The organism is Psychrobacter sp. (assembly GCF_049295055.1).
Taxonomy (GTDB): domain Bacteria; phylum Pseudomonadota; class Gammaproteobacteria; order Pseudomonadales; family Moraxellaceae; genus Psychrobacter.
In genome coordinates this window covers 1-16,300 of record NZ_JBAQQF010000031.1, presented here as the reverse complement: position 1 = coordinate 16,300, position 16,300 = coordinate 1, and the positions used below count along the sequence as shown (strand labels likewise).

The 16,300-nt window shown below is 40.0% G+C and carries 14 protein-coding genes; 4 read left to right on the top strand and 10 right to left on the bottom strand.

What is annotated here, in order from left to right; translation table 11 throughout:
* Positions 1-193 precede the first annotated feature (193 nt).
* The 3 genes from WAZ74_RS03940 to WAZ74_RS03930 all read right to left on the bottom strand — a co-directional run bounded on the left by WAZ74_RS03940 (position 194) and on the right by WAZ74_RS03930 (position 3,327).
* On the bottom strand, positions 194-1,225 hold the full coding sequence (locus tag WAZ74_RS03940) for a DUF4062 domain-containing protein (protein ID WP_422306022.1): 1,032 nt from the start codon (positions 1,223-1,225) through the stop codon (positions 194-196).
* Positions 1,226-1,431: 206 nt separating this feature from the next.
* Positions 1,432-2,451 carry a glutamate racemase gene (murI, locus tag WAZ74_RS03935; RefSeq protein ID WP_422306020.1) on the bottom strand — a complete coding sequence of 340 codons (1,020 nt, stop codon included), beginning with the start codon at positions 2,449-2,451 and terminating at the stop codon, positions 1,432-1,434.
* A gap of 147 nt (positions 2,452-2,598) precedes the next feature.
* Positions 2,599-3,327, bottom strand: coding sequence for a DUF1285 domain-containing protein (locus tag WAZ74_RS03930; RefSeq protein WP_422306018.1), 729 nt, complete (start codon positions 3,325-3,327; stop codon positions 2,599-2,601).
* A 423-nt stretch (positions 3,328-3,750) separates the two neighbouring features.
* Here WAZ74_RS03930 and WAZ74_RS03925 point away from each other — a divergent pair, with 423 nt between their 5' ends.
* The gene (locus tag WAZ74_RS03925; protein WP_422306016.1) at positions 3,751-5,667 is read left to right on the top strand and encodes a 4Fe-4S dicluster domain-containing protein; all 1,917 of its coding nucleotides are present in this window, start codon (positions 3,751-3,753) and stop codon (positions 5,665-5,667) included.
* A gap of 40 nt (positions 5,668-5,707) precedes the next feature.
* Here the strand turns inward: WAZ74_RS03925 and WAZ74_RS03920 are convergent, their stop codons facing one another.
* Positions 5,708-6,019: a hypothetical protein gene (locus tag WAZ74_RS03920; protein WP_422306014.1), complete on the bottom strand. Its 312-nt coding sequence runs from the start codon at positions 6,017-6,019 to the stop codon at positions 5,708-5,710.
* Between the two features lie 1,317 nt (positions 6,020-7,336).
* Between WAZ74_RS03920 and WAZ74_RS03915 the strand changes: the two genes are divergently transcribed.
* From WAZ74_RS03915 to WAZ74_RS03905, 3 genes are all read left to right on the top strand, one after another.
* The gene (locus WAZ74_RS03915; RefSeq protein ID WP_422306012.1) at positions 7,337-7,597 is read left to right on the top strand and encodes a DUF4212 domain-containing protein; all 261 of its coding nucleotides are present in this window, start codon (positions 7,337-7,339) and stop codon (positions 7,595-7,597) included.
* A gap of 4 nt (positions 7,598-7,601) precedes the next feature.
* Complete coding sequence (locus WAZ74_RS03910; protein WP_422306010.1) at positions 7,602-9,470, top strand: sodium:solute symporter family protein; 1,869 nt, start codon at positions 7,602-7,604, stop codon at positions 9,468-9,470.
* 301 nt (positions 9,471-9,771) lie between these two features.
* Positions 9,772-10,317, top strand: coding sequence for a hypothetical protein (locus WAZ74_RS03905; protein WP_422306008.1), 546 nt, complete (start codon positions 9,772-9,774; stop codon positions 10,315-10,317).
* A 215-nt stretch (positions 10,318-10,532) separates the two neighbouring features.
* Here the strand turns inward: WAZ74_RS03905 and WAZ74_RS03900 are convergent, their stop codons facing one another.
* The 6 genes from WAZ74_RS03900 to WAZ74_RS03875 form a co-directional block, all read right to left on the bottom strand.
* Positions 10,533-11,138, bottom strand: coding sequence for a rhomboid family intramembrane serine protease (locus WAZ74_RS03900; protein ID WP_422306006.1), 606 nt, complete (start codon positions 11,136-11,138; stop codon positions 10,533-10,535).
* 36 nt (positions 11,139-11,174) lie between these two features.
* Entirely contained in the window at positions 11,175-12,227 is a 1,053-nt protein-coding gene (locus tag WAZ74_RS03895) for a 5'-nucleotidase (protein WP_422306004.1), read from the bottom strand.
* A 409-nt stretch (positions 12,228-12,636) separates the two neighbouring features.
* The gene (locus WAZ74_RS03890) at positions 12,637-12,855 is read right to left on the bottom strand and encodes a dodecin family protein (protein WP_422306002.1); all 219 of its coding nucleotides are present in this window, start codon (positions 12,853-12,855) and stop codon (positions 12,637-12,639) included.
* 229 nt (positions 12,856-13,084) lie between these two features.
* The gene (locus WAZ74_RS03885) at positions 13,085-14,374 is read right to left on the bottom strand and encodes a TRAP transporter large permease (RefSeq protein WP_422306000.1); all 1,290 of its coding nucleotides are present in this window, start codon (positions 14,372-14,374) and stop codon (positions 13,085-13,087) included.
* Complete coding sequence (locus WAZ74_RS03880; RefSeq protein WP_422305998.1) at positions 14,371-14,898, bottom strand: TRAP transporter small permease; 528 nt, start codon at positions 14,896-14,898, stop codon at positions 14,371-14,373. Before WAZ74_RS03880 ends, WAZ74_RS03885 begins: the two co-directional genes overlap by 4 nt.
* Positions 14,899-14,914: 16 nt before the next feature.
* Positions 14,915-15,973 carry a TRAP transporter substrate-binding protein gene (locus WAZ74_RS03875; protein WP_422305996.1) on the bottom strand — a complete coding sequence of 353 codons (1,059 nt, stop codon included), beginning with the start codon at positions 15,971-15,973 and terminating at the stop codon, positions 14,915-14,917.
* Positions 15,974-16,300 lie beyond the last annotated feature (327 nt).

Below are 16,300 nucleotides of genomic sequence, written 5' to 3'. Positions count from 1 at the left end.
TATTATTATGTGCTTATCCTATATATTATCACGGCTTGCAAAGATATTCACAAGCATTTGGACGTATGCTTTGTATTACAAAACGTAGCCGTAGTCCCAAAATATAAACATAGGAAAGAACACCAAGCACAATTCTAAATATTAGGATAATAATAAATATGAAGTTTATGAGCAGAACAATTGATGATATAAATTAGCTCAATGGTAAAGGTGATGGGCTCTCTGTCTTTGGTTTTTTTTCTACCGATAAGCCTTTTGCATAAAAAGTTAACTTCCAAAGCTCTTGTGTTACGCGAGTGCCATAAGTCGTTAATTGTATCCAATTGGCAGCGACCAATTGACGTTGTAACTGGTTTAAGTCATCTTGAGAAATTTGACAACGTGATACAGCGTGGACATTTGGCATATCTCTTTTAATATCTGACTCAGCTTTAATCGCAACTAAGCGATTGATAGCGCTTTGTAAACCGTAGCTTGAAAAGGTAGCAGGTATTTTCATCAGAGCGATTAACACCTCTTGCCACGTCAGCAGCATCGATCTCGCCACGTCTGTTAAATTGCCACCTTCATAAGCTTGAGCTTTATATTGAATCTCGAATGTTTCGGTTAGTACAATTGGTTTGCTGACATTATCAGCCATAAGATGGTTAGGAACTACAGAGCTGATTTGAGCTTGTTTAGCTACTTTGTTCACTAATAACCTATTAATCGATTCTTCAGAAACCGCTGATTTATTAGACTTCATCAGCTCGTCACCCACTCTTACCCAACCGTCACTGACTTGGTGACCGGCAACCATTTTATAGTAAGCCTGAACAAGCAATGGTTCGATATCATTTTCTGTTTCATAATAATAAATTTTATCGGCTTTTTTGATGACTGTACTGGTAAAATCATGCAACTGCCGACTGATAATGGCATCATTATGATGCTTCTTAACCAATATCAGCAGAGGTTTGAGCTTGGCTTTGGCATTTAAGTAACTCAAATGCATTTGACTGACACCCGTATTTTGCGCAGTGCCATAGCTATCACCAATAATCATCAAGGCATAATCACAGGCATCAATACATTGGCGACCATATAGCGATGCTCTTGGCAATTTGCTAGAAACGTCATGGGTCAAAAAGGCGCGCGCCTGAAAAAACACCGCCACACTATCCAAGACCAACAACTGGTCATTGTCAGCGCATATGACGTGAATATGATAGCGACGGTTTGGCACAATCACCTCTAAGCTTAGTTAGGTAGTCACATAAATCAATAAGAAGATACAGTCTAAATATACTGCTTAGCAAATTCTAGCTTAGCCTAGCATAATATTGCTAAAATGCGTTCAGTTTATTTCTAATACCACTAATGTAATACGGGATTATAACAGCTGTCTTACTATTAATCATATGGATAGTTCATGCTAAGATTAAGAGGGCGCTAAGATTTAGAGAAAACATAATATTTTAAATATGTTTGCTCGCCAAGTAAGCGTTGTATCAAGAGAGCCAGCTTCTCATCATATTTAGTCGCATAAAAAGTCAACGGCTGCTGATCATTTATCATCGTTGTATCATTATTCTCTGAAGCATTGTCGTCCAAACTGTCTGTAGGCAACGCTGATAACTGGTTTACTAGCAACAATTGCTTGACGCGCTCAGCGATCGCCTGCCCTGAATCAATAACATGCATCGACAGATTATGCTCTTCAATTTCTTGCAATAAAAAATCCTTAAAAAACGGATAATGAGTGCAACCTAGTACCAACTGATCTATCCCAGATTTAGAAAATAACTGTAATTGCTGGCGTAAACGCTGAGCAGTTTCACTATTCTCTGGCATACCTGACTCTACCCAAGGCACCAATTGAGGATCAAAATACTTGGTGACTATGGTAGCGTTAGGACTGGCAATGCTAGTAATAACGTCATTAAGTAACGCACCGTTTAAAGTCGCTTTGGTTGCCAGTACCGCGACATGACCATTTTTACTCGCCAGTACGGCAGGTTTTAGTGCGGGTACTAAACCTACAATAGGCAGCTGCGGATAATGATATCTTGCGGTTTCTAACGCATAGGCAGAGGCACTATTACAGGCAATAACGATGAGCTTACAACCTTGTTGATACAGCCATTCTACTGCTGTCAGTGTCAACGCTTTGATATCTTCACTATCGCGATTACCATACGGCACATGTAAGGTATCAGCATAATAAACATAGCGCTCATTGGGCAATTGCTGAGCTAAGTGCAGATACACAGACAAGCCACCAACCCCAGAATCAAACAAACCAATGGGGCCGTTACGGTCTTTATTAACCAGCTTATTCACCACATCACTATTCACCACATCCCTATTGATCACCGTACTATTGACCGCCTTTTTTTTAAAAGTATCGTCATCAGAGAATACTGAACCTGTATCGATTATATTCTTCACTGCATTTGCAGCAATTTTCATTTCTATTTTACCGCCGTTTGCATATAAATATCGTCATACTAATCCTACTGATAGAGTTGCTATTTATTTAAACATTAAAAACTGGAACTCTAGAGACTGGAATGCTAAAAATTTAAATAAATAGCGTTAATGAGTAGATTCTTATTTTTATTCAGCTGGCATTGATAACTGATAAGATTTACCACCACTTTGCAGGGTTAGTATCGTCTCACCATCACGCTCTGTCAATTCACCAATGTCGGTTAAATGATAAAATGCATTACGACCGATAAGCGCCGTTAAACCGTTTCGAACTTCCATATAAGGACGTATTTGCGCATCGGTTTGTGAACGTTTATTTTCTTCATGTCTGTTAACGCTATCAACGCTATTAGCATCACTATTACCGTCAGCTACATAACTATTTAAGCGGATAGGATGCTCATCATCTAAACGTACCACATCACCAGTGGTCGTCGTAAATTCCAACCAACTATTATCATCTTCATTAACGATACCGACATCATTAATAAGTAGCGGTACGTCTTCGACTTGGATACGAAGTTTTTGCACCGGCGTCTTCAAAAAATACTCAACGGTGCCATTATTTTCCTCTTTCCATAAGATACTAGCAAACAAACTGACTAATGACTCACGCGTCATATGCCCCCCTTCATGCCACCACTCACCATTAGCTTTAATAATCAAATCCATATCAGCAACTTGTTCAGGGTGCCATTTCTCTAATGGTGGTATAGCACGTCCTTCGCGTGTTCCTGCTTCAGACTTAAAATATTGGCTAAGCGCATCGATATTATTTAACTCTGATACCATATCACTTGGGGCTTGAGCACTATCTCCGCTAGTCGTATCGACCCTTTTATTGTTGTCATTCATCTTAGAATCCTTTACTTAGTAATCAAAGTTTGGCAAATCTGTTATTACTATAAATTTTAGTTTCGGGTATGATGAAACCATATCGTCATTGCGCCCTCACTACCTCAATATTACCTTAATACTGATGGCTATAAATGCTTATCGTGTTTGTCGGACTTTTCTTTTATAATGAGTAACGATTTCTTATTTAAAATGGTCTAGTGGGTGTTGTATTAATGACACATTTTACGTTATGTGCCAAATTATGTTATGTGCAAAAGTTTATTTAGAAAACTTTTAACACTAACGTCGTCAATTGATCTCGAAAAGACCATTTTTATCGGGCAGCCATATGTCTGAGTAAAGTTAGCGCTGCAAACCTTATGATTCAATTGTTAAGCTAATGATGCCCTGAGATAAGCCACTAAAAGTTTAGGAGTAGGTATGCAAGAGCAAGACAATCAAATGCCAGTCGTTGATAGCGATGTTGTGAATAGCGACACTGTGAATACAGAGACGACAGAAACGCCAGTAACGACAGAAACGCCAGTAGCGACAGAGACGGCAAATCTAGAGACAACAGAGCCAGTAGCTGTAATGCAAGAAGTACCAGCTGAAGCGCTCGCTGAGGAAGAACAAGCAGCTGAGACAATAGTAATAGAAAAAACGCCTGAGCCAGTCGTAGAGCCTGTAGCGACAGAGCCTGAAATTGAACGCGAATCGATGGAGTTTGATGTCATCATCGTTGGCGGTGGACCTGCCGGACTTTCTGCCGCAATCCGTCTACGTCAGCTCGCTATCGCAGCGGGTAACGACGAATTTATGGTTTGTGTGGTCGAAAAAGGCTCAGAGTTTGGCGCTCATACGCTATCTGGTGCGGTCATTGAGACACGCGCTTTGGATGAATTAATCCCAGATTGGAAAGAAAAAGGCGCGCCGCTAAATGTGCCAGCGATTGAAGACCGCGTTTATATGCTGGGTTCAGCGACCAAATCTACCAAACTGATGGATTCAATCGTTCCTGCCAGCATGCACAACAAAGGCAACTATATTGTCTCATTAGGCAATGTCGTTCGTTGGTTGGCTGCGCAAGCTGAAGAGCTAGAAGTAATGATGTTCCCAGGCTTCCCTGCTGATGATATTTTATACAATGACGATGGTTCAGTCAGAGGCGTACTCACTGGCGATATGGGCGTTGCTGCCAATGGTGAGGCTAAATCTAGCTTTGAGCCGGGTTATGAGTTGCTAGCTAAATACACTATCTTTACCGAAGGCAGCCGTGGTCATTTAGGCAAGCGTCTGATCAGCCGTTTTGATCTGGATAAAGATTCAGATCCTCAGCATTATGGTATTGGTCTAAAAGAGCTGTGGGAAGTGACGCCTGAGAAGCATGAAGAAGGCGTGGTGATGCATGGTTCAGGTTGGCCATTAACGGATACCGGCTCTTCTGGCGGTTGGTGGTTATATTTCGATGAAAATAACCAAGTTAGCTTTGGTATGGTCATCGATTTATCGTATTCAAACCCTTATATGTCACCCTTTGATGAGATGCAACGTTTAAAACTGCACCCACTCATTCGTAATATATTAGAAGGCGGCAAGCGTCTGTCTTATGGCGCTCGTGCATTGACCAAAGGTGGCTTAAACTCATTACCAAAATTCACCTTCCCCGGTGGCGTGTTGGCTGGTGATGACGCTGGCTTCTTAAACCCTGCCAAAATCAAGGGTACACATACCTCAATGAAATCAGGTATGTTAGCAGCCGAAGCTATTTTTGAGGCCGTGCAAGCGGGTCGTCAGCATGATGAAGTAGTGGCCTATAGCACCATGTATGAAGAGTCATGGCTATATCAAGACAACTATGAAGCACGTAACTTTGCCCCAGCCATGCACCGTATGGGACAATGGATGGGTGGTGCTTTCACCTTTCTAGAGCAAAATCTGCTGGGTGGCAAAATGCCTTTGACCATTCATGACAATCAAAAAGATTATGATCAGCTAGAGCGTGCGGCTCATGCCTATCAGCCAACCTATGCAAAACCGGATGGTAAACTGGTATTCGATAAGTTATCGTCGGTATTTATCTCAAATACCAACCATGCTGAAGATCAGCCAGTACATTTAAAACTAACCGATCCAACAGTTCCTGTTTCAATTAACTTACCTTTATATGCTGAGCCTGCGCGGCTATATTGCCCAGCTGGTGTGTATGAAATAGTGAAAGATGCTGAAGGCGCTAAGTTTGTTATCAATGCGCAAAACTGTGTGCATTGTAAAACTTGTGATATCAAGGACCCGTCACAAAATATCACTTGGGTCACGCCAGAAGGCGGCGGCGGTCCTAACTATCCAAACATGTAAAACATGATTTAGATAGTTATTTTTTAAAAAAGTGCTTCTTTCAAAAAATGCTCCAAAAAAAACCGCTCTTAGCAATAAAGGCGGTTTTTTTATTTATAAAAAAATCAAATGAGCTGATGCCATCATCTTTACGCCCCTGACTGGATATCCGTAATAACTGCCACATATGCCCAAAGTGACGAAACTGAATAAAACGTGTCGCAACGGTAAAATAAAGACCCGCGCCAATCAAAACGAACATCAGTAGCCCATACCATGGATTACTAGCGATCAACCAATCATTATTACCCCAAATTATACTAACACCGTAATTCACGATGTTATCAAACCACCCTGTTAGCCCCTCGCCCATACTACTTTCTCCTCACTGATATTTTATGCTTTTAGCATGTTTTATAGATTGATATGACTAGGGCGTGTCCTCAATTCAATCGATGGACATCTAAATGGAATAAAAATAGCTAAATTTTGTCAAACGTCGTCAAATAGCTGGGTAATATCCCGATATTAACTGCGCTATTTTCCTTGTTTGCCTGCAATTTATCTTATTTTTATCACCATTTTTAAAATGAGGACACGCCCTAATGAAATTATCTTTATTTTCAACATTTCAATAATACTTATTAAGCGCTTTGCGTCTTAATAAATAGCTAATATCTATTCAATATTTAGGCAGTATATTTATAAAGTAAATAACGAACATCATATCGCTACATTTTAACTAACTATCAGTCATTTAACTGTTTCAAACATCTATTCTAGCCTTCAATAAATTCCAAACTTTTAACGAGTATTTTTATTATTTATAAAAATTATTTTTTATATATCTTAATTTTTAATAAACTTTAAAGACTCAATATTGTCTATACATATTTAAAAAGCTTTATATAAACCATATTTAGAATCAGTAAACGTATTGTCATAACATTTAATGATTGTTTTATTATTTATATTTCTCATATAAATGCCGTTTAGCACTAATAGTCCTTAATATATCTATAAAATTAAATCCTTAGTATAAATAAGGCGTTAGCGTGCTATCCTATTAACTTTGTTGGCTTTAACAACTTTCGTTAACATAAGTGAGCCATAGTTTCTACGAAGCAAATATTTAGTTACATAAAGTAAATTAAATTTATTTATTGTTAATTAAGTCAATATTGTATATATTCCTAATAAGTTCATAAATACCACTTGCAATATTTATCGGAATAAATAAAAAATTTAACTATTAAAACAATATCATCAGGAAGATGAAGATAATAATAAGTAAGACAGAGGATTGTCAGCCAACACCGACCCTCCTCGATAACATCCATATTTAAATACTATAAATTTGATAAAACTATCGCCAATACCTATTGTTAAACAATTAGGTGGATACGATTAATAGCAATAATTTACAGTGCAGTTTTCAGCAAAAATGAGCAGATGACTATCAATTTTTATATAGATTTAACGGATATAAAATTTGCTCATGTATTTGATAACTTTGGGTTACTCATACTGATTGGTCATTCTGCTTTAGCAACCTATATGCAGATTTTATAATTGTAATATAGACAGCGTATCAAACTGTATCGCACAGTGTGATAGACGTTAAAGCACAATGACTTGTCAGGCTCAAATCAGTAACCTTATTTTTATGTTAGGCAAAAGGAGTTGTCCTATGGAGAACCACAACGATTCATCCGGTTATTGGAAAGCCAATCTCCGTCTCATTAAGATTAGCCTCGTCATTTGGGCTTTAGTCTCTTATGGTTTTGGCATCTTGCTACGCCCATTATTGTCAGGTATTAGGATAGGTGGTACTGATATAAGCTTTTGGTTTGCACAACAAGGGGCTCTTATAGTATTTATCGCCCTAATCTTCTTCTATGCATGGCGCATGAATAAACTCGATAAACAATATGGTGTAGACGAGGAATAGCCCTATGAGTCAATTTACGATTAATATTATTTTTGTGGGTCTATCCTTCGCTTTATACTTCGGTATTGCTTGGTGGGCACGTGCTGGTTCGACCAGTGAATTCTACGTTGCTGGCGGCGGTGTGCATCCAGTAGTAAATGGTATGGCAACGGCTGCTGACTGGATGAGTGCTGCGTCATTTATCTCGATGGCAGGTATTATTGCAACGGGCGGTTATGCCGCATCGACTTATTTGATGGGCTGGACAGGCGGTTATGTTCTACTAGCCATGCTCCTAGCACCTTACCTACGTAAATTCGGTAAGTTTACGGTTCCTGACTTCATCGGCGACCGTTTTTATTCCAAGACAGCTGCTATGATTGCAGTCGTCTGTTTGATTATCGCATCAACCACTTATGTTATCGGTCAGATGACCGGTGCTGGTGTTGCATTCTCACGCTTCCTAGAAGTTGAGAGTACGACTGGTCTGCTTATTGCTGCAGTTGTTGTATTCTTCTACGCGGTACTTGGTGGTATGAAAGGGATTACCTACACGCAGGTTGCGCAGTATGTGGTTCTAATGATTGCCTATACGATTCCTGCAGTCTTTATCTCACTTGAGTTGACGGGTAACCCGATTCCAGGTCTTGGCTTGTTCTCAAACCATATTGAAGCAGGTATTCCTATCCTAACTAAGCTTGATCAAATCGTCGTTGACTTAGGCTTTACCGCTTATACCGCTGATGTACCGAACAAGCTAAACATGGTGCTATTTACGTTATCACTGATGATTGGTACAGCGGGTTTACCACACGTTATCATTCGCTTCTTCACCGTTCCTAAAGTGGCTGACGCCCGTTGGACAGCTGGTTGGACGCTAGTGTTTATCTCGCTATTATACTTCACTGCGCCAGCAGTAGGTGCGATGGCTCGTTTAAATCTAATCGATACTATTTATCCACAAGGTGTTGACGCCCCTGCTATCGAATATGATAATCGTCCAGATTGGATGAATACTTGGGAAGACACTGGTCTTATTAAGTATAAAGATCTCAATAATGATGGTCGCATTCAGTTATATGCCGATAGTGGACTTGGTGCAGCAGAGATAGCATTAGCTGCCGCAACAACTGACGGCGGTGATGTCGCTGCTGCAACGGCTGCCGTTGACAAAGCAAAAGCAGAGCATGCTTTAGAGCGTGATGGTATCTTTGTTGACAGAGGCTGGGCAGGTAACGAGTTAGACGTGAATGCTGATATCTTAGTATTGGCTAACCCAGAAATTGCACAACTACCTGGTTGGGTTATCGGTCTTATCGCCGCAGGTGGTTTGGCAGCAGCGCTATCAACGGCAGCTGGTCTACTACTCGCCATTTCATCAGCTATCAGTCATGACTTGATCAAACGTAACTTAAATCCAAACATTACTGATGCGCAAGAATTGAAATATGCTCGTATCACGATGGCGATTGCGATTGTGGTTGCTACCTACTTAGGTATTAATCCACCAGGATTTGCCGCACAGGTCGTTGCATTAGCCTTTGGTATTGCGGGTGCATCACTGTTCCCAGTATTAATGATGGGTATTTTCTCTAAGCGTATTAACAACCTTGGCGCTATCGCTGGTATGTTAACGGGTTTGATTAGTATCTTAGTTTACATCTTTGTCTTCAAAGGTTGGTTCTTCATTACGGGCACTGCAAACTTCCCTGATACTGAAGAGTACTGGTTGTTTGGTATCTCGCCACTATCATTTGGCGCGGTTGGTGCATTGCTTAACTTTATCGTAGCATTTGCAGTATCTTATGCGACTGCTCCACCACCAGCACATATCCAAGAACTTGTTGAAAGTGTACGTTCTCCACGTGGGGCTGGTGGCGCAATCGACCACTAAGCTATATAAGCTACCAAGTGAAGTACAATGCTATTTTACGATAATATATCACTCACAGGCAGCAGCTGCTTGTGAGTGATTTTTTTATCCGATTGTTGTGATAAAAAATCTTGTTATAAACAGTATTATTAGAAATGGGATTTATAACAAATGATTATTTTATTCACTTGTTTATAAAGTAGAAAAATAATGAGAAAGACGACTTCAAGCTTTATAATAAGTACGCTTAAAAAATCTAAAAACGGTTATTGATTTTTGAAAACTGGAATTAAATGCGCTGATAGCGTTAAGGAAAAGTATTATGCTTTTTGAGTTTATCGCGACCATAGCGGCCGGATTTGGCTTAGCTGGAATAGCACTAGTTATCACTCACCTCAGCAAGCTCGCCGGTAAGAAGGCACCAAAATGGCTTATTCCATTGTTTGGCGCTATCGGCATCTTTGGCTTTCAAATAAACCAAGAGTACAGCTGGTTCGGTCAACAGCTCGAACAGCTTCCAGAAGGTGTTCACGTCGTTAAGAAGGTTGAAGAAGGTACGTGGTTTCGCCCATGGTCATATGTTAAACCACAAACATTGCGCTTTATAGCGGCTGATAGCGGAAACGCTCGGGCTAATGCTGATAACCCAGACATTTACTTAGTCAATTTATATTTGTTTGAGAGACGTAGAAGTGTGCAGCAAGTACCGCAAGTTATTGACTGTGCAGCACCAGCACGTGCAGATTATGTGCTACAAGAAAAAGACAGTAAGCTGAGCATCGATGAGCATGTGAAACAAACCACTGCTTGGCGTCCATTAGAGAAAAATGATCCACTATTTATCAATGTTTGTGTCAATAAAAAATAATTCAGTCGTTGATCTGACTACAGACCAGTTTATAATTAACAATCACAGTGCTACTGGGATAAGTTTTGCGCCGCCTCTGTCTGCGTAGGCACAGCAAGCAAGAAAAACTTACCCCAGTAGCGCGTTGTAATATTTGTACTTATTTTAGTTAGGACTGACTATATCTCAACATGTTATTGAACACACTTTATTAACATATTTGCTTAAAAATTCAGTTAATGACGATTATTTACTCTTGTATAGGCGTGCTTAGAATTGGCACCCAACAATAAACCGGCGCATAGACCACCAAAGTGCGCCGCAAACGAGATACCCTGTTGCGGTATCAAGCCTTGCTTAATGGTGAGCCAATATCCTGCTCCCATCACGATACAAGCTAACAAATAACCCCAACGTCTTGCGAACACTGCCCCACCTACCATATAACCGAGCATCGCAAAACACAATCCTGACGCACCGATATGAATAGATAATGGTGAGGCTATCAACCAAGTCATTATGCCTGAGGCGACAATCAGCTTAAGAATAGTACGATAAGCATTGTTTTCAAATAATCCAAATAAAAACAGAATTTGCAACAACGTCAAAGTATTGCCCAGTAAATGCGAAAAATTGACATGCATCGTCCACGAAGCAAATACTCCAATCATACTGCCCATATCCAATGTACGTGGCACAATACCAAAGATATTCCATAGACCGAAAAATACCACTTCATTCAGGAAAAACATCACCCACATTGGTAATAAAACAAAAGCATATAAACCAATCACTTGTTTAATGCGGGTAATTACGAGCGTCATCACTTGCTGCCACTTCATCTGCTGTTATATCCTCTTGATCTGATTAAGTGGCTATTAATGACTTACAGATAACATCTTATTTTTAAGTGGTTTAAAAGATAACGATGCCGCATCTTTATCAGCATTCATAACACTATTGGCATGTAATAACGAGGTTGAATGATAAGGTACCAATGCCGTCGGTACAAAGCCACGAGCCGCATCGATATGTTTAACTGAATCATCAAAGAAAATATGTGGGGCAAAGGTTTTTAATACAGAAGTTTTCTCAAGACCGCCTAAGAAAAATGCCATATCAAGATCCACCCCCCAGTCACGCAATGTTTTGATAGCTCGCAGGTCAGCAGGCGCGTTGCGTGCTGTCACTAAGGCAATCTTCATAGGACACGAGTGCAAGCTTGCAGGCAGACGCTCTTGCATTTTGGACAGCTTGATTAATAGCTCTGCATACGGGCCTTTCTCTATTGGCAGATCACGCATTTCTGCCTCACGATCGTGAAAAGCTTGCAGTCCTTTTTGCTTATAAAGCAGCTCACCTGAATCATCAAACAATACCGCATCGCCATCAAAGGCAATACGCAGCTGCTTCGTATCTAGCTCATAAGTATTTACCGGCGTTGCATCTAATATCGCACAGGCACAAATATCAGCATCGGCTACCTGTTGTGCATCCTCTCGATTGGTCGTCAAAAATAAATCAACGTTAAAGTCTTTGATGTAAGGTGCGACAGGGCTGCCCGATATAAAAGCTGAACGTGAAATGGTTAATTCATGTTCACGAATCGCATTGAGTACTTGGATACCCGTATCAGGACTACTTTTTGAGACAATAACTACCTCAACTAAAGGCGCATTGATACCAGACTCTTTGCTATTACATTCTTTACAATAATGATTTAAATTCAATAAAGCTTTAATCAGTGGGTAACCTGCGCCAATGGTAAGCGGATCATTTTCACGCTCTGCCATATAATCTCGAAACTCTTTAACCGCTTCACGAGGGCGCTGCTGCAACAACTGTAATAGATGATCTTCTGATTCCGATAAATCAAACAAAGCAGTTGCCGATATCGCAACTATTAAGGTATTACTAAAATCGATTGCCATAACTTTTCTACTTAATTATTTTGTGTAAGCATACTATTTATATGAAAATAATACAGAAACAAGGTCTGTAAATAAGGTGTATCGAGTTTACTACATCTTTCAAACTTTATAATAAGGATAAAAGTTATGGTAATGTCGTCGTCCTGTTATCACTTTTAGCCTATAACCTCAATTGCATAAAAAAGCCATATTATTATCACAACAATATGGCAAAAGGGTCAGAAAATTTCAAATCAAAAACCCTAAAATCTCAAAGACTAATGAGAAAAAATATTCTGAGCTCATTATTGATAATATATTTTAGAGCGAATAATTATGCAAAAAAGAGACTGCCAATGCAGTCTCTTTTTGTAAGATATAACGCTGACAACTAATTTATATTTAGTTGATAAGCCTAGATATTAATCAGCTAGCCTAAATCAGAATCATCAGTAACAACGAAGCTAACGATCATAATGACGTGATATTTATCAATTTTTCCATCAGTAATACCTACTTTTTGTTCTTTTACCCACGCCCCTTGGACGTTCTTAATGGTCTTAGCGACTTCAGCAATTCCTTTTTGAATTGCATCTTCAAAACTGGTCTTAGATGTACTGCTAATCTCAATATTCTTTGCGATAGTCATAATGGTTTCTTCCTTGTGATTATGAGTGGTATTATTTTCGCTCAAATGACTAATAGTTTTACTTAAATCATTTGAACCATATTCATAATAGCTTGAACAGTTTGTTTCAACAGTACCCAAAGGTTAAGTTATGTAGTAGTAATATTTAAACCTAACTACACTTACGCAAATTTGATCTGAACATATAAGACGATAATTTTTTATTGATTAGCTTTTTTCTGATTAAATTTTAGCTTAATAACACCAAAGATATCGCCGGAAACGCTACCAAAAGGACCAAGCGAATCAAGTCGGACACAATAAAGGGCATCACCCCCTTAAACATATCGGACAGCTTAATATGCGGTGCCATGGCTTTAATCACGAAAATATTCATCCCCATCGGCGGCGTGATTAATCCCAGCTCTACCGTCAATACTGCAATGATACCGAACCACACTGGATCATAACCTAGTGCAACAATGATTGGGAACACCACTGGAATCGTAATGACTAGCATTGCTAGGGCATCCATAAATAACCCAAGCAAAAAGTACATAATTAAGATGCAGATTAGTACTATCATTGGACTAACCGCCAATGTACCAATCCACGTCGCTAAACTATAAGACAAGCGTGATACTGAAATAAAGTAACCTAACGCTTCAGCACCCAATAGCATAAAAAAGACCACTGCAGAGAGAGCAAGCGTCTCAATCAATGATTGCTTAAGCCCTGTCATGCGCATGCCTTTGACGAAAGCATAAGCCCAGGATACAAAGGCACCAACTGCTGCCCCCTCTGTAGGAGTAAACAACCCAAAGAAAATACCAGCAATAATCACGATAAAGATAAAGCTAAAAGGAATCAGACCTGTCAAAGATAGCAGTTTTTGTTTCCAAGAAGTGGGCTCTCCACGCCTCGCTAAATGCGGCTTCCAGCGCACCATAATCATGACTGTGATTGAATACATTACCATGCCAAGGATACCTGGTAAAAAACCAGCGATAAACATATCACCGACTGACTGCTGGGTTAAGATGGCATAGACCAGTAACGCAATACTGGGCGGAATCATAATCCCCAAAGTACCACCAGCGGCTAAAATACCGCAGGCAAACCCTGGTTGATAACCATACTTTTCCATTTGCGGCAGTGCAACCTTGGTCATGGTAGAGGCAGTCGCCAATGATGAGCCTGAAATAGAGGCAAAGATACCAGACGAGCCAATACCAGCGATACCCAAACTTCCTCTTACGCCACCAAAGATGGTTCTCGTCGCGTCAAATAACTTTCCTGCCATACCTGAATGAGAGGCGAAGACGCCCATCAAAATAAATAAAGGAATGGCACTAAAATCATATTTTGCCAAGACATCGACCGGTAAGTCTTTTAGCATTTGCACCGCACCAATAGGCGCTGTCACGGCACCAAAACCAACCAGACCTACCCCTAACATAGCAAGCGCAACAGGAACACGCAGCATGACCATCGCAATCATACATAACAAACCAATGGCACCAATAATTTCTGGACTCATGCGCCTGTCTCCTCAGCGTCAAAGAACTCGCCTGTTTTAAAGATATTGATGGATTCAATCAATGATCGAATGGCAAGTAGAATACTTAAGAAGGCACTGATAGCATAAATAGGCATCATCGATATGCGAAGGTCTTGAGTAACTTTGCCATACTGTATCGCATCAAAGGCACTCTCATAAAGACCCCATGCGAACACAATACCGATGATAAAGAAACCCATCATAAAGGTGCCCATCATGTAGCCTTTGACAGGTTTTGACATCTTTTGGGTGAAGACATCAACGATGATTTGTGAGCGCTCAACAAAAGCAGCAAAGGCCCCGAGCAAAGCAAAGAGCATAAAGTAAGAGACAATCTCAACGCTACCTTTAACCGTAAATCCAAACTCACCACCGGTGAGCTTAAAGATATAACGGGCGATAACATCCAGCATGGTGGTCAGCACAATAATAATCAGACTGACACCACCAATAAACTGACATAGCCTTGAGATGAGAACGCTAAGTTTGACCAAGTAGGCCATGTGACACTCCTTTAGGTTAAACCTTACAGGCTGCACTGGCGGCTTTGGCTTTAGCATAAACACCATTTGCGTCTAAACCTAGAGCACTGACATCAGTCAAGTATTTTTTCGTACCTCTTTCAAGGGGTCCTTTCCAATCTGGATCATTCAGTGGATCAGGAATTTCAACGATTTCATCGCCTTTATCCTTAGCAGCTTGTATTGCCATACCATCATGCTTGTCAAAGACTTCACCGACTTTATTAGCAAGCGCCATACCTGAGTTGTCATCCAATACCTTTTTTAAATCATCAGGCAAGCTTTCATATTTATCTTTATTCATAGTGACCATAAGCGCCGAGCTATAAAAAGGAATATTAGTATGGTATTTGGTAATTTCATCGATTTTGAAAGCAGTAATGGCTTCCCAAGGGAAACTAAGCCCGTCAACAACACCGCGTTGTAACGAGGTATACATATCATTAGCAGGCAATCCTACTGGTGATGCACCAGCACTTTCAATAATGTCACCGGCAACCGCAGAAGGACGACGAATACGCATACCCTTCATATCTTCAGGTGTACGAATTAATTTATTGGTAGTATGCAAAGAGCCCGGTCCAGCGCCATACATAAATAGCAGATGAGTATCTTCATATTCGCTGGCTAAAGTGCCATCTTCATACAGCGTCTGAAGCATACAACCCATTTGAGTGGCTGAATTTGATAAGCCGGGAAGCTCAGTAATCTGAGTTAAAGGAAAGCGTCCATTGGTATAGCCATGTGCTTGTGAGCCAATGTCAATCGTACCTTTGGCTGTAGATTCATAAGTCACATCGGCTTTAGCAAGACCCGCTGAAGGGTACAACTCTATTTTTAAACGACCATTAGAATCTGCTTCTATTTTCTTCGCCCAAGGTTCAAAGACCTCTGTGCTAATAGAGGATGTTGCTGGCCAAAAGTGTGAGAAGCGTAATGTCGTTGTTTCTTGAGAATTAGTTGCGGAAGCATCAGTACCGTCAGAAGCTTGATTAGAACAACCTAAAAGGCTAATAGCTGCTAAGGCACCTATTGAAAAAAGAGGAGCTAACTTCATTATCAATTCCTTTTGATAACTATTGATAGGGCGTGAACTCATACTGATCAATGCAATATAGTGCCAAAATCCGTATCAGCATCACATATAGTTTTAATTAACTAAAGTTAAAACACTATTTAAAATTAGCAGCTATAACGATATAAGTCAAATCATTTTAGATTACTAATGTAGAATATATTTAATATAACAAATAGAGTTTTTTTAAGAAAAAACATCTATTTTAATTCGCAAACCCCAGCCAAAGAAAACCCCCTTACACTTTCGCGTAAGGGGGTTTTACTTTTAGAATAGAGAGCTGACGATGACCTACTCTCACATGGCCGG